The sequence below is a fragment of the Megasphaera sp. ASD88 genome (assembly GCF_002287425.1).
Classification (GTDB): Bacteria; Bacillota; Negativicutes; order Veillonellales; family Megasphaeraceae; genus Megasphaera; species Megasphaera stantonii.
The window spans coordinates 29,934-51,528 of the sequence record NZ_NQXW01000002.1 but is presented as its reverse complement, the minus strand read 5'-3'; the positions used below and the strand labels follow the sequence as shown (position 1 = coordinate 51,528).

Annotated in this window: 20 protein-coding genes; 16 read left to right on the top strand and 4 right to left on the bottom strand. The window is 52.8% G+C overall.

What is annotated here, in order from left to right:
• Window positions 1–446: 446 nt before the first annotated feature.
• Window positions 447–3,155 (top strand): autotransporter outer membrane beta-barrel domain-containing protein, encoded by a 2,709-nt coding sequence (locus tag CJ260_RS02030; RefSeq protein ID WP_095628982.1) that lies wholly within the window; start codon window positions 447–449, stop codon window positions 3,153–3,155.
• A gap of 504 nt (window positions 3,156–3,659) precedes the next feature.
• Here CJ260_RS02030 and CJ260_RS02025 read toward each other — a convergent pair.
• Entirely contained in the window at window positions 3,660–4,151 is a 492-nt protein-coding gene (locus CJ260_RS02025) for a prolyl-tRNA synthetase associated domain-containing protein (RefSeq protein WP_095628981.1), read from the bottom strand.
• Window positions 4,152–4,289: 138 nt separating this feature from the next.
• Between CJ260_RS02025 and CJ260_RS02020 the strand changes: the two genes are divergently transcribed.
• From CJ260_RS02020 to CJ260_RS02010, 3 genes are all read left to right on the top strand, one after another.
• Window positions 4,290–4,583 (top strand): Imm17 family immunity protein, encoded by a 294-nt coding sequence (locus CJ260_RS02020; protein WP_095628980.1) that lies wholly within the window; start codon window positions 4,290–4,292, stop codon window positions 4,581–4,583.
• A gap of 18 nt (window positions 4,584–4,601) precedes the next feature.
• On the top strand, window positions 4,602–5,264 hold the full coding sequence (locus CJ260_RS02015; protein ID WP_087477774.1) for a hypothetical protein: 663 nt from the start codon (window positions 4,602–4,604) through the stop codon (window positions 5,262–5,264).
• A 120-nt stretch (window positions 5,265–5,384) separates the two neighbouring features.
• Window positions 5,385–6,143 (top strand): hypothetical protein, encoded by a 759-nt coding sequence (locus CJ260_RS02010; RefSeq protein WP_095628979.1) that lies wholly within the window; start codon window positions 5,385–5,387, stop codon window positions 6,141–6,143.
• 2 nt (window positions 6,144–6,145) lie between these two features.
• On the opposite strand, the gene CJ260_RS02005 is transcribed toward CJ260_RS02010, so the two are convergent.
• Window positions 6,146–7,105, bottom strand: a complete 960-nt coding sequence (locus tag CJ260_RS02005; protein WP_095628978.1) for an NAD(P)H-dependent glycerol-3-phosphate dehydrogenase — start codon at window positions 7,103–7,105, stop codon at window positions 6,146–6,148.
• 252 nt (window positions 7,106–7,357) lie between these two features.
• On the opposite strand from CJ260_RS02005, the gene CJ260_RS02000 reads away from it, so the two are divergent.
• The 12 genes from CJ260_RS02000 to CJ260_RS01950 all read left to right on the top strand — a co-directional run bounded on the left by CJ260_RS02000 (window position 7,358) and on the right by CJ260_RS01950 (window position 18,950).
• Window positions 7,358–8,497, top strand: coding sequence for a PucR family transcriptional regulator (locus CJ260_RS02000; RefSeq protein ID WP_095628977.1), 1,140 nt, complete (start codon window positions 7,358–7,360; stop codon window positions 8,495–8,497).
• 49 nt (window positions 8,498–8,546) lie between these two features.
• Complete coding sequence (locus CJ260_RS01995; RefSeq protein ID WP_095628976.1) at window positions 8,547–9,641, top strand: iron-containing alcohol dehydrogenase family protein; 1,095 nt, start codon at window positions 8,547–8,549, stop codon at window positions 9,639–9,641.
• A gap of 115 nt (window positions 9,642–9,756) precedes the next feature.
• Window positions 9,757–10,917, top strand: coding sequence for an alanine racemase (alr, locus tag CJ260_RS01990; RefSeq protein WP_233127861.1), 1,161 nt, complete (start codon window positions 9,757–9,759; stop codon window positions 10,915–10,917).
• Window positions 10,918–11,183: 266 nt separating this feature from the next.
• A complete protein-coding gene (locus tag CJ260_RS13295) occupies window positions 11,184–11,579 on the top strand; it encodes an aminotransferase class III-fold pyridoxal phosphate-dependent enzyme (protein ID WP_255378459.1) in 396 nt (131 codons plus the stop codon).
• A complete protein-coding gene (locus CJ260_RS01985; protein ID WP_255378458.1) occupies window positions 11,552–12,511 on the top strand; it encodes an aminotransferase class III-fold pyridoxal phosphate-dependent enzyme in 960 nt (319 codons plus the stop codon). The genes CJ260_RS13295 and CJ260_RS01985 overlap by 28 nt, the downstream gene beginning before the upstream one ends.
• A gap of 238 nt (window positions 12,512–12,749) precedes the next feature.
• A complete protein-coding gene (locus tag CJ260_RS01980; RefSeq protein ID WP_087477781.1) occupies window positions 12,750–13,070 on the top strand; it encodes a P-II family nitrogen regulator in 321 nt (106 codons plus the stop codon).
• A 47-nt stretch (window positions 13,071–13,117) separates the two neighbouring features.
• On the top strand, window positions 13,118–14,011 hold the full coding sequence (locus CJ260_RS01975) for a branched-chain amino acid ABC transporter permease (protein WP_087477782.1): 894 nt from the start codon (window positions 13,118–13,120) through the stop codon (window positions 14,009–14,011).
• Window positions 14,012–14,020: 9 nt separating this feature from the next.
• The gene (locus CJ260_RS01970) at window positions 14,021–14,992 is read left to right on the top strand and encodes a branched-chain amino acid ABC transporter permease (RefSeq protein ID WP_233127860.1); all 972 of its coding nucleotides are present in this window, start codon (window positions 14,021–14,023) and stop codon (window positions 14,990–14,992) included.
• A complete protein-coding gene (locus CJ260_RS01965; protein ID WP_095628974.1) occupies window positions 14,967–15,734 on the top strand; it encodes an ABC transporter ATP-binding protein in 768 nt (255 codons plus the stop codon). Before CJ260_RS01970 ends, CJ260_RS01965 begins: the two co-directional genes overlap by 26 nt.
• 2 nt (window positions 15,735–15,736) lie before the next feature.
• Window positions 15,737–16,447 (top strand): ABC transporter ATP-binding protein, encoded by a 711-nt coding sequence (locus tag CJ260_RS01960; RefSeq protein WP_095628973.1) that lies wholly within the window; start codon window positions 15,737–15,739, stop codon window positions 16,445–16,447.
• Window positions 16,448–16,522: 75 nt separating this feature from the next.
• Window positions 16,523–17,698, top strand: coding sequence for an ABC transporter substrate-binding protein (locus tag CJ260_RS01955; RefSeq protein ID WP_095628972.1), 1,176 nt, complete (start codon window positions 16,523–16,525; stop codon window positions 17,696–17,698).
• Between the two features lie 145 nt (window positions 17,699–17,843).
• On the top strand, window positions 17,844–18,950 hold the full coding sequence (locus CJ260_RS01950; RefSeq protein ID WP_095628971.1) for an acyltransferase family protein: 1,107 nt from the start codon (window positions 17,844–17,846) through the stop codon (window positions 18,948–18,950).
• A 55-nt stretch (window positions 18,951–19,005) separates the two neighbouring features.
• Here the strand turns inward: CJ260_RS01950 and CJ260_RS01945 are convergent, their stop codons facing one another.
• Window positions 19,006–20,004, bottom strand: coding sequence for an isocitrate/isopropylmalate dehydrogenase family protein (locus CJ260_RS01945; RefSeq protein WP_095628970.1), 999 nt, complete (start codon window positions 20,002–20,004; stop codon window positions 19,006–19,008).
• Window position 20,005: 1 nt separating this feature from the next.
• Entirely contained in the window at window positions 20,006–21,346 is a 1,341-nt protein-coding gene (locus tag CJ260_RS01940) for a citrate synthase (protein ID WP_095628969.1), read from the bottom strand.
• Window positions 21,347–21,595: the final 249 nt, after the last annotated feature.

Below are 21,595 nucleotides of genomic sequence, written 5' to 3'. Positions count from 1 at the left end.
ATACTCTGAGAGGGAAACGAATCGGACTATGTCTGATCCGTTTTAGGCAAACACTGGGAAACTTCTGCTGCAGATGTTCGCAGGTTTGCAGAAACGCTGTGATAGATGTATTGACTGTATGACGCCGTTTTTCCGTATACGCGGCGACGGAGGTAACGCGTACGTAACGCTATAGACTAGAAGAGACAAGAAAAGAAGGAGAAGAGAGAAAGAGTGTAACGCTTTTATTGGCGACCGACAGGCCTAGTTCCTTTGGGGATTCGGCCTGTTTTTTATGCCTGAATGGAATGTAAAAAATCGCGCAACCATGCTGTTTGCTATTGACATAAGGGGGGGGGGGGGATGAAGTATAATGAAAATAAGATTAGCATGCCATACGCTGTATCGGCAGCGCGCGGCTGCGTACGAAACGAATGAATGAATTACAGACGAAACGAGGGATTTATATGAAAAAGACAACCTGCGCGAGATTAGCCGTCGTCGCGGCGACTGCCGGCTGCGTTATGTTTTGGGGAATGACTCCGGCTTATGCCTTGGAAGGTACGAAAAATAACTATACTGTGGAAATCCGTGAAGGCGATATCATATCGGAAGATGTATATGGGAATAACGGCAATTCCGTAAATGACGAAGGAGATATTACCGGAGCCGTTTATATGACCGGCGGTACCGTTACGGGAAATATACACGGCGGAAGCTATAAGAAAAGTTCTCAGGAGGTTCATAGAGTAAAAAATAATATAGTCCATGTCTCAGGCGGTACTGTTACTGGCAATATCTATGGCGGATATGGATTCAATAACAGCACCTCGAACTATTACGACATTGACGATGCGGTGGATAATACGGTGATTATTACCGGCGGTACTATTACTGGCAATATTTATGGAGGTATATATGGTACTAGACCTAAGAAGGAAAATAGTCCAGTAAAAGCCGAAGGAGTACAGCGGAATACGGTTATATTAGCTGGGGGGAGCATCACTGGACGTATACATGCATCTGATAAAAGCGGGACAACTGTTTCGCAGGATAACCAAATTATTTTAACTGGCAGCGCTGATATAACTAATAGCAAACTTTATGGTAAGGGCCTTAATATTCGTGCAGATGCTAGTCAAAATAATAATCTTGTTATCGACGATTGGCAAGGTACGACAGTAGAGGAAATCCGGGGATTTTCCAATATCATATTTAAAAATATTGATTTGTCGAAAGACTCTATTTTGGAAGTAAATACCTTGGATAAGGTGTATTTTGACATGTCTGATAAATCTAAGATTTGCATAGAATCCATCAAGGCCGGCGATTATGAGGAGGGAGATTACGGGCTTTTAAACAAGGCGATTCGTTGGGATGAAGATATGCGCCCTGATAAAAATGGTCATTACTTCGAAACCATCGTCAGCGACGAATTGCAACAGGGATTGTCTGGATATTATTATGCCGATAGAATAGGCGGAGGCCTATGGGTTAACGAATTTGATAATCTAAAGGTTTCTGATGCAGATGGCAGCGACAGCCAAGTAGAAGTGTCGGGAGCTGTTAGGAAAACTGTCTTAACCGGGGTATATATAGACGAAACCGGCGCGGCGCACGGCAATTCGAATAAGTTATGGTATGGAGACGAAACGGCCGTAGAGACGACGGGATTGACTATTGAAGACGGCCTTACAACGAATGCCAGCGTTATTACCGGCGCGTATGCCGTGGAGAATCAGACGGCTTCAGGCGGCAAATTGTATATACAGGGCAACTATAAAGGCGATGCTGTGGTATATGCCGGATACAGCGAAGGCGGCGGAACAGAAAATAACCATGTATATATAGAAAACGGCACAAAGGCGGGAAACATTGATCTTCGGGGCAATAATAAAAATGACGGCGCAAGCGGCGCGACGCTGCACGTCGGCGGCAACGGCAATACGTTGGGCAGCGTGGGACGGCTGGATGTCATTTCCTTTACCGGCACGGTTTTAAATGATGCCGCCGCGTTGAGCGTAACGGACGCCGCTCTGGAAGGAACGGCGGTGCAGGTCGACAGCCTGGCCGGCGGTACGGAGTATCATGAAGGCGATACGGTGACGCTGCTTCATGCGGAAAACGCTATTGCGAGTGCGGCCGACAGCATTCGAGTAGCCGATACTATCGTACAGGCCGGCGTAGCTCAGGAATTGACTGTGAGCGCTTCTCAAACCAATGCTAATGATATTGATTTGACGGTTACGTCCGTCAAATTATCGGATCAGACGGATCTCATCGCCGAAAACCGCGCTGTGGCAGCGGCCTTTGTCAATCAGGGCGCGGATATTGCCGCTGAAAGCCTGGATTTGATGAGCGAAGATTATAAGTACGGCGTACGTACCTTCGGTGCAGTTTATGGCAGCAGAAGCAAGTACGACGTCAACAGCGACCTCAAAATCAATGGCTGGAATACTATTGTCGGCGTAGGGAACGTCCATCGTAAAGGCGACGCCAATTTGTCTTGGGGCGTGTTCTACGAAAACGGCACGGGAAATTACCGCACGGAAAATAGTTTTAACGACGAATTCTTCCGCGGCGACGGAAGCCTCGTCTACAACGGCGGCGGCGCAGCCGTACGGTATAAGAAAGACAGCGGCGCATACTATGAAGCGTCTTTGCGCGTTGGTACGCTGAACTCGTCCATGTCCAACGCCGTGAAGGATGGGAACGGAAATTCTTACGGATACGACAGCGACAGCACCTACTGGGGAACTCACCTCGGCATAGGCAAGCTGGTGCAAAGCGGCAGCGGCGAGTGGAATCTGTACGGCAAGTATTTTCATACTGAAGTAGAAGGAGACCAGTTCTCTATTGCCGGTGATGAATTTTCTTTTGACGACGTGACCAGCGACCGTCTGCGTCTGGGCGCACGATATACTGCCGACACGGAAAAAGCGTGGAGCCTGTATTACGGTCTGGCCTGGGAATATGAATTTAACGGCGACAGCAACATGAAAGCTAGCCAGTTCGACGCGCCGGAACAAAGCTTGCAGGGCAGTACGGGAATCGCGGAAATCGGCACGGTATGGCGTTCTGATGATTCGCCGTGGCGAGCTGATATCAATTTAAAGGGCTATACGGGCGAACGGGAAGGCTTCAGCGGCATGGTGCATTTGACGTATCTATTCTAAGGCTGTTGAAAAGAAGTGATTCTTCATGAAACAAACAGCGATTTGCCCTGTCTGCGGCAAAGAGTTTACGGCGAACCGGCGTACTCAGCTGTACTGCAGTTCCCATTGCCGACGCTATGCCTATCGGCATCGAGATGAGATTTCATCAGAATCAGTTGGATATGTATCGGCTTTGCGGACGTTTTGCTGCCTGCGGTGCGGGACTATCGTACATGTGACGCAGCGAGAGGATAAGCGCGTGAAGTTTTGCTCGCCTCACTGCGAACGATTGTATTGGAAACATTCGAAGAAACAAAGCGTCAAATCATTGGTTGTGCCGCGTACGTTTCCATGCCGAAACTGCGGCAGGATTGTCGTAGTTAGGGAAGCGAAAGATCGAAGAATTGCTTTTTGCAGCGCTGAGTGCCGGATTCAATGGAATTCTCTCCAGCGAAAACATCATACATAACGAAACCATCCCTTGTAAGGCTATCAGGCGTTTCAAGGGATGGTTTTTTACTTTCCTTATATCTCGGCAACGATGACGGGGTTGCCGTGCTCCTTGAGGAGGCGGATTAGGCCGTCTGCCTGCATCCAGACCGAGGCCCTGTTGTCGTTGGGGTGGACGGCGATTTGGTTTCCCATAAAGTCTTTGTCGAAGACGACGACGACCGACTGTGTTTCGTCGTTCAGGGCGCCTAAGGGCGTGACGGCCCCTTTGGTCAGCTTCAGGTACTTCCACAGGTCGTCTTCAGAGGCGAAGCTCAGAGGGCGCGAGCCCAGGGTCTGCCGCAGGGCCTTGAGGTTGGCCGTCTTTTCCTGACGGATGACGACAATGTAGTAGGTCCTCTTCTTATCGTCGCGGATAAACAGGTTTTTGGCTACGGCCTCGCCGTCGGGGAGGTGCAGGGCGGACATTTCGTCTATGGTGTAGACGGGAATGTGTTCTTTCACATGGTATTCTATATGGGCAGTTTGTAATACGGATAGTACGGTTTGGGCTTGTTCGGACAGCATAGGAGGGCCTCCCTTGTATAATATTTTATCATATACATAGATTTTACATAAAAAAGAAGGTATCTCAAAAAAAAAAGAATAATATTAAGAGATGAGGAAATTTGCTTCGTGAAGATGCCGTAGGCAGGAGGTGGGGGAATGGACAACGCCATTATTGCATTTTTTCATGATTACGGCGACATACTATTTCTGGCCCTCGGCCTGTATTCCATAGGAGGGGCCGTCAAGCAGTGGTCATGGTTTGTCAATAACAGCCGGGCCCGCAATGTTGCCGGACGTACAGGCGGAACGACGGGAATGCGTATTTTTTATGTTGTCTTAGGATTGGGCTTTTGTATCGTCGGCCTTATATCGTTTATGACGGGCATATCGGTCTTGTATATCATACCGATGATCAAAGCCGATCCGCTGTCTGTGTTTGAATTATTATAAGGGAAAGGATGAAGCGTTATGAAGAACAAAAAATGGCTGGCGGCGGCACTGATTGCGGTCATGCTGACATCGGGATGCGGCTCGAAGGATACGAAATCTATCGTATGGCATTCCAGCGAATCGTCGAAAATCGTCAAACAGATTCAGTCCGATACGTCGCTAACGAAGGACCAGCAGGAATTTTTCCAATCCCTCGCTAAATCGCGAGATCAGAAGGCCTATGAAGGAAAGACCGTCGGCGAAATACTCGACGTGTACGCCAAGTGGAAGGCTCAGGTTGAAAAGGACCGGGAGCAGATGAACCAAACGCTGCAGGTATCCGTCGTCGATAAGGTGAGCCTCGACCAGAACGCCTCGGCCGGACGCATGCATCCTCAGATACAGTTCGATATTTCCATTGCCAACGTATCGCAAAACGATATTCAGACCTTCAAAGGGCGGTTCATCGTTTCCGATGCGTCGGGCAATGAATTGTTCCGCGCCGATTATCTGGACACGATGCCCGTCATGGCCGGCGTAACGAGGACCGATACGATTTACACCGATATAAACGACACGAACGAAAAAGAAGTCAAAGCCTATGATTCTCCTCTCAGCGACCTCAAGGTCACCTGGGAGCCGACGGCGATGAAGTTTATGGACGGCACGCGCATCGGCGAAGATAAGAATGAACTGCGGTAGCGCGGCATAGAGGAAACGGCACGATACACAGGGACTGGGGGATCTTCCCCTGCTGTGTTTCGTGTCGTTTTTTGTGTGTGATACAATAGAGATATGAATTACGAGATGAGGAGGCTGGCTATGCGGACCAGTTATGTGTTGAATCACTATATGGACGAAGCGGCGGCAAAGATAAGGAGGATTGCCCATGAGGCCCGTTCCCTGTCGGTCAACGGCACGCTGATGCTGCAGGATTATCCCTTTTGGCTGTATCATGCCATATTTGCCGATTATTCGACGATCTCTTTTTTGGCCAAGTGCATGTCCGATATCGATTATTTTGATTTGCGACCCTTGTATTGTATTTTGCGGTCTTCCCTGGAGAAATACGCCGACCTGGCGAATTTATGCGCCAAGGGACGGACCTATGAATGGTATTTGTGGTATTTGAACTTCGAGTCCAACGCCATAGAAGCATATACGGCCGGCGACAGCCGGGAAGGTGCGTCGCTGCGCCGAAAGGCCGACTCGTATAAGCGGCAGTTCATGGAGCGCTGGGAGATTTCCCGCTGCAACCGCCTGACGCGGTATTACGTACTGGGGGACTTTAATCAGCTCATACAAGGCGGCGTCTCGCCGGATATCGTCCAGTTCAACCGCAGTCTTTCGAAAATCGACTCGAAATGCAGCCAGATACTGCATAACAACGTGACCTTTGCGGCCCGGCATAACCGGGAGGAAATCAAGGATATCCTGACGTATATACACTACATCATGTGGACGTCCCAATGGATGCTGCCGCGGTTTTACGCCTGGGATCTGCCGGAACTACAGGAAGGCTTGGAGCGGCTGCAGCAGGCCATCGACTGTATTCACCAGGGGAAGGGTTTTATGGAGTAGGCTTATTCGGCCTTGGTGGAGCGCAGGAAGAGCTGCTCCAGCATGGCGTGCGGGTCCTTGCCGAGTTTGACGATGCTGTACAGGACCTGCGTAATGGGCAGCTCGACGCCGACGCGGCGGGACAGGTCGACGAGGGCTTCCGTCGTGTATACGCCTTCGGCCAGTTTGTGGAAGGGCTTGCCCTGGATGAAGTCTTCGCCGAAGCGGCGGTTGTTGCTGTGGGCCGAAAAGAGCGTCGCTTCGTAATCGCCTAAGTGGCTGAGGCCGTAGACGGTCATGGCATTGCCGCCCAGTTTTTCAATCAGGACGGACAACTCGTGGGTGCCTCTGGCCATGAGGGCTCCTTTGAGGCTCGTAAGGCCTGCGCCGTCGAGCATGCCGGCGGCGATGCCCATGACGTTTTTGGCAGCCGCGCCGATTTCAATGCCCAGGAGGTCTTGTCCGTAGTAGAAGCGGATGAGGGGGCTGGTAAAGACGTCGACGAGGCGGCGCGTCAGGTCCATGTCGCGGGAGGCCATGACCATGCAGTTCGGCATACCGGCGACGAAGTCCTGCACGTGGCCCGGGCCGACCCAGACGGCAGTCTGCACGTCGGGCTCCAGCTCTTCCTCCATGACCGTCGTGAGGCGCTTGCCGCTGCCGATTTCCAGCCCCTTCATGGCCAGGATGAAGGGCAGGGACGAGGAAAATCCCGTTTCCCGAAGCTGTCCGGCGAAGGCGCGGAGCTGCTGGGCGCTGATGGAAATGATGCAGACGTCGGCATTATGCAGGGCGTCGGCCAAATCGTCGGTCAGGGCGATGGACGAGGGCAGGGTCAGGTATTCGTTTTTTCCCGTACAGCGAAGGGTTTCCAGATTGCGGGACGACGGGCGGCCCCATAAGGTGACGGTATGGCCGATGCGGTCGGCGTACCAGGCGTGGAAAGCGCCCCAGCGGCCGCAGCCTAAGACGGTAATATTCATGAGTGTCCTCCTGATAGATTTTTTTCCATTATACCATACTTACATAGGCGTTACAGCGTGGAGTGGGGTAAATGTTTTATGTTTACAGATTATAACGCACATACATAAAATATATTAGGAAAATCTGGTGATGATATTTACTAAATTACGAAAATGTAGTAAGGTTATACAAAAGCATAAAAGCGTTTAACGCGAGCACGATGAAGTGTACACTGTTCATCGTGCTCGTTTTCGTTTAAGGGGGCGAAACATGTGGTTGTCACAGTAGGATTTTTATATGCTAAAAGTCAGAAAGTATACAAGATGCAGTGCCTGACAGGAACGCAGGGCTTTGACAGCCGTGTTTCGTGGATACACATTATAGAAAACAAGGAATCCGCTTTGTTTTTACACGGCGGGGAACTGGTGTTTTGCACGGGGAGTATCTATAACGGCGAAGAGTGGCTGCTGGATTATATCAAGAAGTTACAGAAAAGCAGAGCTAGCGGATTGGTGATCAACATCGGCCCTTTTATACGCAGCGTTCCGAAATCCGTCGCGGCCTTTTGCGAACAACGCGGATTTCCCCTGTTCCTTATTCCGTGGAGCGTGCGGTTAGTCGATATTACACGCTACTTATGCCAGTTTATCATTGAAGAGGAAACTAGAGAACAACAATTTCTCCAATATTTCCTGTTTATTCTCATGCATCCGGGCCAGTGCGGCAATGCTTGCCGAGCCCTGCGGACATACGGCATAGATATCGATAAGGCCTTCCGTGTTTTCGTCGTCCGTCCGGCAGAACGCCGCCGTCTCGACGAGGCAGCGGCGCAGATGAGCGCTTGCGAGCCCGACGTCCACGTTTTGACGTACGGCGACGCTCTGGTATGCGTAGCGCCGGACGAAGGCGAATCAAACGCATGGAGCAGGGCCTGGGAATGGCGTGAATACTTTCTGGGCCGAGACCTCTCCGTTACGGTTTGCGTCGGCTCGGCCGTACCTTCTGTCGAACGGTTGTCTGAAAGCTATACGCGGGCGTCAGCTATGACGGCTCTCGTTTCGGAAACGCGGCCTGTCGTACAATATGAGCGCGTCGGCGTGTACAAGCTGCTGCTGGACGGTCCTTCACCAGGCACGCTGCGGCAATTTTACGACGATACGATGAAAGGGCTGGACGAATACGACGCCGCCCATCATTCGTCGCTGGTGGAGACGCTGGAATATTACCTGTCTCATCGCTGCAGTATTAAGGATACGGCAGTTCACGAAGTGGTTCACCGCAATACGGTACTGTATAAACTGAATAAAATAGAAACTATTACGGGGAAGAAACTAAACGAAGAAGAGGATAAGCTGGATATTCTCATTGCGCTGAAAATCAAGAAGCTGTTTTCTGTACAGAAAGACGGATGAATCGGCGCGTGATAGTATACATCATCATTATAGGCAGGGGGAGTTTGGTATGTTTACGTATGAAATGCCGACGAAATTGTATTTCGGGAAAGGATGCGTTGCCCAATCCGTGGCAGATATGGCGGCGCTGGGCAAGAAAGCCCTGATCGTTACGGGACGCAGTTCGGCGAAGCGAAACGGATCGCAGGACGCTGTCGTCGCCGTACTGGAATCGGCAGGCCTCGGCTGGGTCCTGTTTGACGAAGTAGAAGCGAACCCGTCTGTCGAAACCGTGCGGAACGGCGCGGAGCTAGGGCGGAAGGAACAGGTTGACTTCGTCATCGGCATTGGCGGCGGTTCGCCTATGGACGCAGCTAAAGTGATCGCCTTATTATGCACGAACGATTTGGACGACGAGATGCTGTTTACAGGGCCGTACGGAGTGCCGCCCTTGCCTATTGTCACCGTTCCTACGACGTCTGGCACGGGCAGCGAAGTGACGAAAATCAGTATCCTGACCAATCATAAGGCCGGCACGAAGCAGGGCGTCAAATCGCCAATGTTATATCCGAAGCTGTCTTTGGCCGATCCGTCCTTTACGATGGGCGTACCGGAACACGTGACGATCGACACGGCTATCGACGCCTTGTCTCATGCGATAGAAGGCTATATGGCGAAGGATGCGACGCCTGTCAGCGACGTATGGGCTGAAGAAGCCCTGCGCTTTTTCGGCCTCCATCTGACGCAGCTGCGCGGCACGCTGTCCTATGCCGTCCGCGAAGACCTCATGTATGCTTCGACCTTGGCGGGCATCGTCATTTCCCAGGCTGGTACGACGCTGGTACACGGCATGGGATATTGCCTGACGTATTACAAGGGTTTTTCGCATGGCCGGGCCAACGGCTTGCTGCTGCCTCAGTACATGAAGCTCATGGAAGAATCCATGGCCGATAAAGCCCAGCGCGTATGGGAATTGCTGGGATTTGCCGGCTCCGATGACTTCGAAGCATTTATGAAAGATCTCATGCCCGATACGGTCACGCTGTCTGAAGAAGAAATTGAGAAATTTACGACGATGGTCATGAAGACGGCTTCCGTCAAGGCGACGTCGTACGATGTGACGGCAGGCGTCGTAGCCCGTATATACGCTCATATATCTAAATGACGGCTTGACGGCGTTTGCCCGGCCGGGGTTATGGGAGGTGCGAAGGATTATGGCTATATGCGAAACCATAAACGCAGATGTATTGCAGTGTACTGAATCATTTTCGAGGCGTCCTATGTGGGCGCAGGTCGATTGGGATGCGGCGGCGTATAATATGCAGCATATTCGGCGTTTTGTCGGCGCCCATACGCTGATTATGGCCGTCGTCAAAGCCGACGCCTACGGATGCGGCGCCGTGGCGATGGCCCGCGTTTTTTTGCAGAACGGAGCGGACCGGCTGGCCGTAGCCTGTCTGGACGAAGCCGTCGAGCTGCGCCGCGCCGGTATTGCGGCTCCTATCCTGGTGTTGGGGCATACGGACGGGCGGCGCGCAGCGGAAGTCGTGGGCAATCATATCGACGTGGCCGTGTTTCATTACGACGACGCAGTGCTTTTTTCGCAGGAAGCCGAACGGACGCAGCAGACCGTGCGCGTCCATATTGCCGTAGACAGCGGCATGGGACGTATCGGCTACAAGCTGTCGAAACGAAGCGTCGAAGAGATAAAGCGCATCAGGGCGCTGCCCGGCGTGATGATGGAAGGGATCTTTACGCATTTTGCCGTGGCCGACGACGCGGCTGACGACGCCTGCGCATACACGAAGGAGCAATTCTTTCAGTTTACGCAGCTGTACCGTTGGCTGTGGGAAGAAGGCGTGTCATTCCATCTCCGTCACTGTGACAACAGTGCCGGCGTCCTGGCGTATCCGGCTTTTTTCTGCAACATGGTGCGTCCCGGCATTATTCAGTACGGCTATAATCCCTTTGATGCGGCGCGTCATCCGGAGTTTGTACCGCATCCCGTCATGTCCCTGCGCTGCTGTATTACCCATGTGAAGCGCCTGGAAGAAGGCGAGACTGTAGGATACGGCCGCAGGTTCAGAGCGCGTCGTCCTACCTTGGTCGCCACCTTGCCGTTAGGCTATGCCGACGGATATACCCGCCTCCTGTCCAATCGGGCCGACGTATTGGTACGGGGCCGGCGCGTCCCGCAAATCGGCAATATATGCATGGATCAGTGCATGATAGACGTTACCGATATTCCTGACGTGCGCGTAGGCGAAGAATGCGTGTTGTTCGGCCGCCAGGGAAGCGAATATATCGGAGCGGATGAACTGGCACGCATCATAGGGACGATACCTCATGAAGTGCTCTGCAATATCGGCCGCCGCGTCCCCCGCGTATATTTCGAAAAGGGCCGTTGCGTCGGCCGGACTGAATATTTGTTTCAAACGTAACGCGTCTGCTTTAGGGACCGCCGCGTTCGTGTTGCGCAAAAGGGACGGCTGCACCTTCAATTTAGAATGAATGCCAGTGAATAAAGAAATATAGTGGTAAAAATTTAACAGATGTGATTATTGTGCGAATGTACAATAAAGTTTATGGTTTTGTCATATTGTTTTATCGCATTGCCTATGACATAATAAGCACAAGAAAAAGCAACGGCGCTTTTCCGAAAGGACGCCGCTGCTTTTTTAGTATTATAACGCAGGGGGATGATCTCATGACAGGACAGGAAATTCGCGACATGGATTTAAAATATAATCTGCATTCGTGGTCGAAGCAGAAGGGGCTGAAGCCCTTAGTCATTACGAAGGCGGAGGGCATCTATTTATGGGACAGCGACGGAAAGCGATATATGGATATGTCGTCGGGACAGGTTAATTCCAACGTGGGGCACGGAAATAAAGACATTATCGAAGCGATTAAGGAACAAGCCGACAAATATTGCTTCATATCTCCGAGTCTGGCTGTAGAACCGCGGGCTAAATTGGCTAAAATGGTCATCGACCGCATGCCCGACAACATGGGGAAGGTATTTTTTACCAACGGCGCGCCGACGCCAACGAAAACGCCATTAAGATGGCCCGCATGTATACGGGGCGCTATAAGGTCATGAGCCGGTACCGCAGCTATCACGGCTCGACCTTCGGCGCAGGCAATCTGACGGGTGAACCGCGGCGCTATCCGCTGGAACCGGGGATTCCCGGCTTCATTAAATTTTTCGATCCCTACATATACCGCGAAGCCATTTCCTTTGCCAGCGAAGAAGACGCGACGAAATTTTACATTACCAAGCTGCGGGAACAAATTATTTATGAAAATCCGTCGACGATCGCCGCTATCGTCATGGAAACGATTACGGGCTCCAACGGCGTCATCATTCCGCCGAAGGGCTATCTGGAAGGCGTGCGCAAGCTGTGCGATGAATTCGGCATCATGATGATCTGCGACGAAGTCATGGCCGGCTGGTGCCGGACGGGCAAGATGTTCGCCTTTGAGCATTTCAACGTCAAGCCCGACATCGTGACGTTTGCCAAGGGGATTACCTGCGGCTATATTCAGCTCGGCGGCGTCGCCGTATCGAAGAAAATCGCCGCCTATTTCGACGATCACCTCCTGTCGTGCGGCCTGACGTACAGCGGCCATCCGCTGGCCTGCGCCGCCGGGGTCGCCTGCCTGAATTACTATGATAAGGCGCGGATTTTAGACAACGTAAACGCCGTCGGCAAGGTGCTGGGCGAAGAAGAAGAAAAGCTGAAGGCGAAACATGCCTGTGTCGGCGACGTCCGCTATATCGGGTTATGGTCGGCTATCGAGCTGGTAAAGGATAAGAAAACGAAGGAACCCCTCGTGCCGTACGGAAAGGACGAAGGGGGAACGATGCCGGGCATCGTCAAATCGCTGATGAAAAAGGGCTTTTGTACCTATTCTCACGAAAACATGCTTCTCGTCGCTCCGCCCCTTATTATTACAAAAGAACAGCTTCTGGAAGCGATGAAGATTTTGGACGACGTGCTGAGCGAAGTCGACGCCGCTATCGGGGGATAACGTCCTCCGGCGAGTGGAGAAAGGCATAGGTTGGATACATGCCTGACGCCTATGCCTTTTATTTTTTAATCTGTTATACATGTACATAAAAATATTTATGCAAGTGCCTAATTGATTTTTAAAACATTAAATATTATAATAACTTCATTCTTAAAAGAAAATATTTTCCATAACAACGGCGTTATTATTAAAAAATAATTTCGCCGTTGTTTTGCGTATGGGGGAGGGGGAACAAAATATGATTGAAATTAAAGCGATTATCCGACGGGAACGGCTGAAGGCGCTGAAAGATGCGCTGGCCGAACGAGGATTTTACGGATTGACGCACTGGCCCGTTTCGGGGCGAGGAAAACAGCGCGGCGTTACGGTAAACGGCGTTGTGTATGACGAGCTTCCGAAGGAAATGGTATATATCGTCGTCCACGACGAACATAAGACGGCTGTCGTTACGACGATTATCGCCATATGCCAGACGCAGCCGAAAGGAACCGCCGGCGATGGCAGAATTTTTATTACCAGGCTGGACGAAGGATATACGATTAGCGAGCAGCTGCTTTGATACGCAACGTGTCGAGCGCTCCCGACATGAGGAAGGAGAGATATACAGTGGAAGGCACATTATGGCTGCAGTTCGTGCAGCAGCTCATTAACGGCATATCCTTAGGCAGCATTTACGCGCTGATAGCCCTAGGATATACGATGGTATACGGCATTATGAAATTGATCAACTTCGCTCACGGCGATATCTACATGATCGGTTCGTACGTCGGATTTTTTGCGATTACGGCCATGGGGCTGCCCTTTGTGCCGGCGATCCTGGCGGCGATGGTCATGACGGGGATTTTGGGGATGGTCGTCGAACGGCTGGCGTATAAGCCCCTTCGCCATAGCCCGAAAATCGCCATTTTGACGACGGCCATCGGCGTCAGCTTGTTCTTGGAATACACGACGATGCTCGCCTTGTCGCCGCAGCCGCGGACCTTTCCGCACGTACTGGACAACAGCGTGTACCACATCGGCGGCTTGGTCATTTCGTTTCAGCAAATCGTCATCTTCCTTATTTCGGTCGTGCTGATGCTGATTCTGACGTACGTCGTGAACTATACGAAAATGGGCAAGGCGATGCGGGCCGTTTCGTACGATCCCGACGCGGCCCAGCTCATGGGAATCAACGTAGACAAGACGATTTCCTTTACCTTCTGCATCGGGTCGAGCTTAGCCGGCGCGGCAGGCGTCCTCGTCGGGATTTACTATAATTCCATCGAGCCCCTCATGGGTATCATGCCGGGCATGAAGGCCTTCGTAGCGGCCGTCCTCGGCGGCATCGGCATCATTCCCGGCGCGATGACCGGCGGCATTATCCTAGGCGTCGTCGAAGCCATGGTCAGCGGATTTATTTCGTCTACCTTCCGCGACGCCGCGGCCTTTGCCATTTTGATTATTATCTTGCTCATCAAGCCGACGGGACTGTTCGGAAAGAATGAACGAGAAAAAGTGTAGGTGATGAATATGATAAACCGATTGCGAAAACAAGACGCTGTATTCTTACTCGCCGCCGTCGTCGTCTTTGCCGTCCTGCAGTTTTTGATGGCCGAACGAATCGTATCGTCGTTTTGGCGTCTGAATATCTCTTTGATTTGCCTGAACGTCATGCTGGCGTCCAGCTTGAACCTGATTAACGGCGTTACGGGACAGTTCTCCCTGGGGCACGCCGGATTTATGGCCGTCGGCGCTTACGTGTCGGCCGTATGCACCGTATTCCTGCACCTACCCTTCATCGTCAGCCTCATAGGCGGTGCGGCCGCTGCCGGCCTGCTGGGCTTTCTCGTCGGCGTGCCGACGCTGCGGCTGCAGGGCGATTATTTAGCTATCGCCACGCTGGGCATGGGGGAAATTATCCGCATCTGCATTTTGAATATACAGCAAGTAGGCGGCGCGTCTGGGATGTCGGGCATTCCGCGGGATACGACCTTTCCCTGGCTGTTTATCTGCATGGTCGTCACCTTGTTCGTCTTAAAGAATATCATCCACTCCAAGCAGGGGAGAGCCTGCCTGGCCGTACGGGAAAACGCCATTGCCGCCGAAGCCATGGGCATCAACACGACGGAATTTAAGGTATTTGCCTTTACGATTGCGTCGATGTTCGCCGGTTTGGCCGGCGCGCTGTTCTCTCATTACTTCGGCATCGCCCATCCGTCGAGCTTTACCTTTATGCGGTCTTTCGACATCATGACGATGGTCGTATTAGGCGGCCTGGGCAGCTTGTCCGGATCGGTCATCGGCGCCTTTATCCTGACCTTGATTGCCGCCGTAATGCAGAGCTATCCCGAATACCGCATGATCGTATACGCCTTGCTGCTCATCATACTCATGCTGTACCGTCCGAATGGGATTCTCGGCAATAAGGAGCTGGCTGAGCTGATGCTGTCCAAATGGAAGAAGGGGGGACGCGGCGATGGACCCGTTGCTGAAAACAAATAATGTATCCATATCCTTCGGCGGCATCAAGGCCGTCCAGGATTTTAACATCGTATTGAACCGGGGCGAGCTCGTCGGCCTCATCGGGCCGAACGGCGCAGGGAAGACGACGGCCTTCAACCTGTTGACCGGCGTATATCAGCCGACGACGGGGACCATTGAATTCGACGGCGTCGACGTCACGGGGATGAAGCCCTATAAAATTACGCAGCACGGCATTGCCCGCACGTTTCAGAATATCCGCCTGTTTGGAAACTTAACCGTATTGGACAATGTCAAAATTGCCTGCAATTACCTGGTCAACTACAGCTTGGCCGAAGCGATCCTGCGCGTCGGCCGGTACGGGAAGGAAGAAGAACGGATTGAACGCGAAGCGATCGAGCTGCTGCGGCTGTTTAAGCTCGACGATAAAAAGGACGAGCTGGCGTCCAACCTGCCCTACGGCTTGCAGCGGCATCTGGAAATTGCCCGGGCCCTGGCGGCCCGGCCGAAGCTGCTCCTGCTGGACGAACCGGCGGCGGGCATGAATCCGCAGGAAACGCTCGATCTCATGCACTTGATTGAAGAAATACGGAAGCGCTTCCAGCTGACGATTTTACTGATCGAACACGACATGTCCCTGGTCATGGGGATCTGCGAACGCTTGTACGTCCTGGAATTCGGCAAAATCTTAGCCCAGGGGATACCGCAGGAAATCAAGTCGAACGCCGACGTCATCCGGGCGTATTTAGGCGAGGAGGTGTGATCATGAGCCTGTTGGAATTAAAGGATATCAACGTCTACTACGGCGCGATCCACGCCCTGAAGGGAATCAGCCTGAACGTCGAAGAAGGACAGGTCGTCAGCCTCATCGGCGCGAACGGCGCCGGCAAGACGACGACGCTGCGGACGATTTCCGGGCTGCTGCGCTCCAAGACCGGATCTATTTCTTTCATGGGAAAGGAGCTGCGGCACGACAGCGCCGAATCCATCGTGCGGCTGGGGATTTCCCATTGTCCCGAAGGACGGCGGGTCTTTGCCGATATGTCCGTCAAGGAAAACCTGGAAATGGGGGCCTTTACCCGTAAGGATAAGAAGGAAATTTCCCAGACCATGGACATGATTTACGACCATTTTCCCCGCCTGAAGGAACGGATGAACCAGATGGCCGGCACCCTTTCCGGCGGCGAGCAGCAGATGCTGGCGATGGGCCGGGCGCTGATGAGCAAGCCGAAGCTGCTCCTCCTGGACGAACCGTCTATGGGGCTGGCGCCGATCCTGGTCAAGGAAATATTCAATATGGTGCAGGAAATACACGGCATGGGGACGACGGTGCTGCTGGTCGAACAGAACGCCCGCATGGCCCTGGCCATTTCCGATTACGCCTATGTCCTGGAAACAGGGCACATATCGCTGGAAGGAGAGGCTAAATCTCTGGCTGAAAGCGAAGAAGTGCGGAAGGTTTACTTGGGCGGCTGAGGCCCGTTACGGCGGATATACCATTACAGGTATGTTATATATTATGTTATATATACAGTTTAGGAGGGATACCTTATGACTATGAGTACATTGAAAAGATGCGTGTTGGCTGCCGTGGCCGTTGCGTCGATGGCCGTCATGCTGACGGGCTGCAGCGGCAGTTCGGGAGAATCAAGTGATACGATTAAAATCGGCGCGAACCTGGAATTGACAGGCAACAGCGCGTCGTACGGCACGTCGGCTAAGAACGGCATCGAAATGGCCGTCAAGGAAATCAACGACGCCGGCGGCCTGCTGGGAAAGAAAATTGAAGTCAGCTACGCCGATAACCGCAGCGAAGCGACGGAAGCGGCCAACGCCATGCAGAAGCTGTTGGACGACCAGGTCGATTTCATCGTCGGCCCGGACACGTCGAGCGGCGCCCTAGCCTGCGTCGCCACGGCAGATCAGGAAAAAATACCGATGATTTCGCCGTTCGGCACGAATCCGGACATTACGGTCGATCCGGCGACGCATAACGTACGGCCTTACGTATTCCGCGCCGCCTTTATCGATACCTTCCAGGGCAAGGCCATGGCTGATTTTGTAGCCGATACGCTGAAGGCGAAGAAAGTGGCTGTATACGTCGACAACTCCAGCGATTACTCGAAGGGGCTGCAGAAATTCTTTGAAGAAGAATTCGGCAAAAAAGGCGGCTCTATCGTAGCGACGGAAGCGTATTTGCAGAAGGATACGGACTTTAAGGCGGCCCTGACGAAGATCAAAGCGGCGAACCCTGACGTCATCTACGTTCCCGGATATTATCAGGAAGTCGGCATGATCATCAAGCAGGCCCGTGAAATGGGCATGACGCAGCCGATTGTCGGCGGCGACGGCTGGGACAGCACGAAGCTGGCGGAAATTGCCGGCGCGGCGAATCTGGTCGACTGCTATTTCAGCAACCACTATTCGTCTGACGATACGTCCGAAGTCGTCCAGAATTTCGTTTCCAATTATCAGAAGGCCTATGGCCAGAAGCCGGACGCTCCGGCAGCTGTGGCATACGACAGCATGATGATTTTGGCCCAGGCTATCAAGGACGCCAACAGCACCGATAAAGATACGGTGAAGGCGGCGCTGGAAAAGATCAGCGGATTCAACGCTGTCAGCGGCAAGATCAGCTTTAACGAGTTCCACGATCCCGTCAAATCGGCAGTTGTCCTGAGCTTTAAGGACGGCAAGCAAATCTTTGTTACCAAGGTAGAACCGTAAGGGCGATTCGTTACTGATACCTCATCTAATACATATAGATTCCTCTATCGAAGGGAGAAGACGAAGCGGAAGCTTTTTCTTCTCCCTTTCCCCTTTTCCGGAGCATGTGCTATACTTTGGGTAAATCTACTGTGAGGTGCATCGTATGAGCGGGCGTCGCATTATCTTCTTAGACAACTTGAAAACCTTGGTCATCGCCCTGGTCGTCGTGTTTCACGGCGCCATGTCCTATATGGCCTACGCGCCGGAGTGGTGGTACGTGCTGGACGACGAGCGATCCCTGGCGGCAACGGTATTTGTCGTCTGGGCCGACGTATTCATCATGCCGGTCATGTTTTTTATTTCCGGTTATTTCGGCGCGGCGTCCTTAGCCGGAACGGGGAGCTTTTGGAAATCGAAATGGAAGCGCGTCGGCCTGCCGTGGCTGTTCGGCTCGGTCTTTATTGCCCCGTATATCGCCTATCTGTACATGCTCAGCCGGGCTGTGCCCATGACGTTTTACCAGTTTTATGCAGAATGGTTTTGGGGCGTTTTTTATCAGCAGGCCCAGTATTGGTACCTGGGATTTTTAATGGCCTTGTACGGCCTGCTGTACCTGAGCCGGCGTCTGTATCCGGCGTGGCTGCGGCCGATACAGGGCCGGTTTTCCCTGACAGTCTTTTTCGGCTGCGCCGCCCTGTGCGCCCTCTCTATGGGGGCGATGCTGCAGTGTTACGACGACGCCGTGTGGATTCATCCCCTGTACGTCCTGTGCTTTCAGCCGACGCGGGCTCCCTTGTACCTCGTCGTATTCGGGCTGGGAGCCTACGCCTGGCGCAGCCGCTGGTTTTCCCAGGGGCTGTTCGCTTCGCCGGCAGCCTGGGGCGCTGCTTTTGCCGTCCTGTCCGTCGCATATACGGCCTTTCGCTTCGACTATGGCTATGAGTGGCATGGATTAGCCTGTTATTCCGAAATCTTTGCCGTCCTGCACAGCCTGTTCTGCCTGACGGCCGTTATAGCTCTGACGGCCTTGTTCCAGCGGTTTGCCGATTCGTACGGGCCTTGGGGACGGCAGCTGTCGTCCCTGTCATATGGCGTGTATTACATCCATCAGGTCGTCGTCATGCACGTCGTCTGGCTGCTGCGGCCCTGGGACGGCGGCGTCTATACCAAATATGCCGTCATGTGCGTCTTGTCCCTCTGCATCTGCACGCTTTTTAGCCGGTATGTGCTCAGCCGCATACCGTCCTTTTCCTCGTCGAAATCGAGATGACAGAACAGCCCCTCGGAGAGATTTCCAAGGGGCTGTTTTTTAGCGTGTGTGTTGTTTATTTTAAGTGAGCGATGACGGCGTCGCGGTATGCTTCCGTCGTGGCCTTGCCGCCGAGGTCCGGCGTGAGGCATTGGTTTTCCGCCAGCACGGCGTCGACGGCGCTGCGGATATTGGCGGCGACGTCCGTTTCGCCGATGTATTCCAGCATCATGCAGGCCGACCAGAGGAAGGCCGTCGGGTTGGCGATATGCTTGCCGGCAATGTCGGGGGCGCTGCCGTGGACGGCTTCAAACATGGCGAAGTCATCGCCGACGTTCATGGACGGCAGGAGGCCGAGGCCGCCGATGAGGCCGCTGGTCAGGTCCGATACGATGTCGCCGTACAGATTGGGCATGACCATGACGTCGAAGTTTTCCGGGTACATGACGAGCTGCATGCACGTGTTGTCGACGATTTTGTCGTCGCTTTCGATCTGCTGGTATTCCTTGGCGATTTCCCTGAAAATATCGAGGAACATGCCGTCGCTCATCTTGAGGATATTGGCCTTATGGACGCAGGTGACTTTTTTGCGGCCGTTGGCGACAGCGTAGTCGAAGGCGGCGCGGATGATGCGTTCGCTGGCCTTGCGCGTAATGAGCTTGATGGCCTGGACCGTGTCGTCGTTCATCTTGTATTCGACGCCGATGTACAGGTCTTCCGTGTTTTCGCGGAAGGTGACGATGTCGACGTTAGGGAAGGGCGTCGGCACGGCGGCATTCGACTTGGCCGGACGGATGTTGGCGTACAAATCGTATTTGTTGCGCAGCGTGACGTTGAGGGAGCGGAAGCCCTTGCCGACAGGCGTCGTAATCGGAGATTTCAGTAGAACCCGCGTCTTTTCAAAGGAAGAAAAGGCGGCGTCGGGAATGAGAGCGCCGTTCTTTTCGTATTCGGCGGCGCCGACGTTGAAGATTTCGTATTCCAGGGGAGCCTTGGCGGCTTTTAAGATGTCCAGGACGGCGTCGGTGATTTCCGGGCCGATGCCGTCGCCTTTAAATACGGTGATGGTTTTCATGTTATCTGTCCTCCATAGGTATATAATCCATTAAGTCGCCGACATACTTCGCTGCCGGACGGACGATGCGGTTGTCGTACAGCTTATGCTCGATGTTGTGGGCCAGCCAGCCGACCATACGGCTGATGACGAACAGGGGCGTGTACAAATCGCGGGGAATGCCCAGCATGTGATAGGCGAAGCCGCTGTAGTAGTCGACGTTGCTGCACATATTCGCGCCTTTTTCTTCGCTCAAGGTCTTCTTGGCGATGCGTTCGAAGCGCACGTAGAAATTGAAGATATCTTCCATGCCCTTTTCCTTGGCTAACTGGCCGCAGTAGTGGCGCATGATTTCGGCACGGGGATCCGACAGGGTGTATACGGCGTGGCCGAAGCCGTATATCAGCTTATCCTGATGGCGGAACTGGCCGCGGAGGATGCGTTCGATGACGTCCTTGATCTGGGCGTCCGTGGCCTTGATGCCGACGGCGTCCATGATGTTTTCCATCATGAGGGACACGCGGACGTTGGCCCCGCCGTGGCGCGGGCCCTTCAGGGCGCCGATGGAGCTGGCCATGCTGGAATAGATGTCCGTATTCGTCGACGAGACGACGACGTTCGTAAAGGTCGAGTTCGTACCGCCGCCGTGGTCGGCGTGGAGGAACAGCAGGAGGTCGAGGAGCTGGGCTTCCTTCGGCGTGAAGGCGCTGTCGAGGCGGAGCATGGACAAGATGTTTTCCGCCGTCGAGTAATCCTTGCGCGGATAGTGGATGACCAGGCTCTGGCGGTTGTAATAGTGCACCTTGGACATGTAGGCGTAGACGGCGATGGACGGCAGCTTGCTCATGATGTTGAGGCCCTTGCGCAGGGTCTGGTATACGTCAGTGTTATCCGGGTCTTCGTCGTAGTTGTACAAGGTGATGAGGGAGTGCTGCAGCTTGTTCATCAGGTTTTTTCCCGGCAGCCGCAGGAGGTTCATTTCCAAAAAGTCGTCGGGCAGGTCGTAATTTTCCTGGAGGACGTTGCAGAAGGCGTCCAGCTCTTCCCGCGTCGGCAAGTAGCCGAACAGGAGGAGGAAGCAAGCCTCTTCGTACAAGTAGCCGTTGTAGCGTTCCTTTTTCGCCAAATCGCGGATATCTAAGCCGCGGTAATAGAGGATGCCGTCGCAGTCTACCTTATTTCCTTCGGCGTCGCGCTTATAGCCTACGACGTCGGCAATGCGGGTCAGGCCGACGAGAACGCCGGTATGGTCTTCGTTGCGCAGGCCGCGCTTTACGCCGTACTTGGAAAACCATTCGCGGGGAATCTGTGTATAATTTTGTGATTTTCCATAGAATTGGGCCAAAAAGATGTTATTGTCCATGTGATTCCTCTCTTTCCGGAAACGAACTGTGCATAGCTTCGTTACTAATTATTCCAGAATATTTATAAAAATGCTTTGTAGAAATAGACGCAGCCATTTTTGCAAAGTATAAGTTATTATAGCATGATTACAGAAAAAAATAAATACGAATAATCGCGGATACCCAGTGGGTAAGGGTAGTCAGGGCCAGAATAATTATGATATAATATGGTGTATGTGAAGATAAAATTTTATATTATGAAATTTATT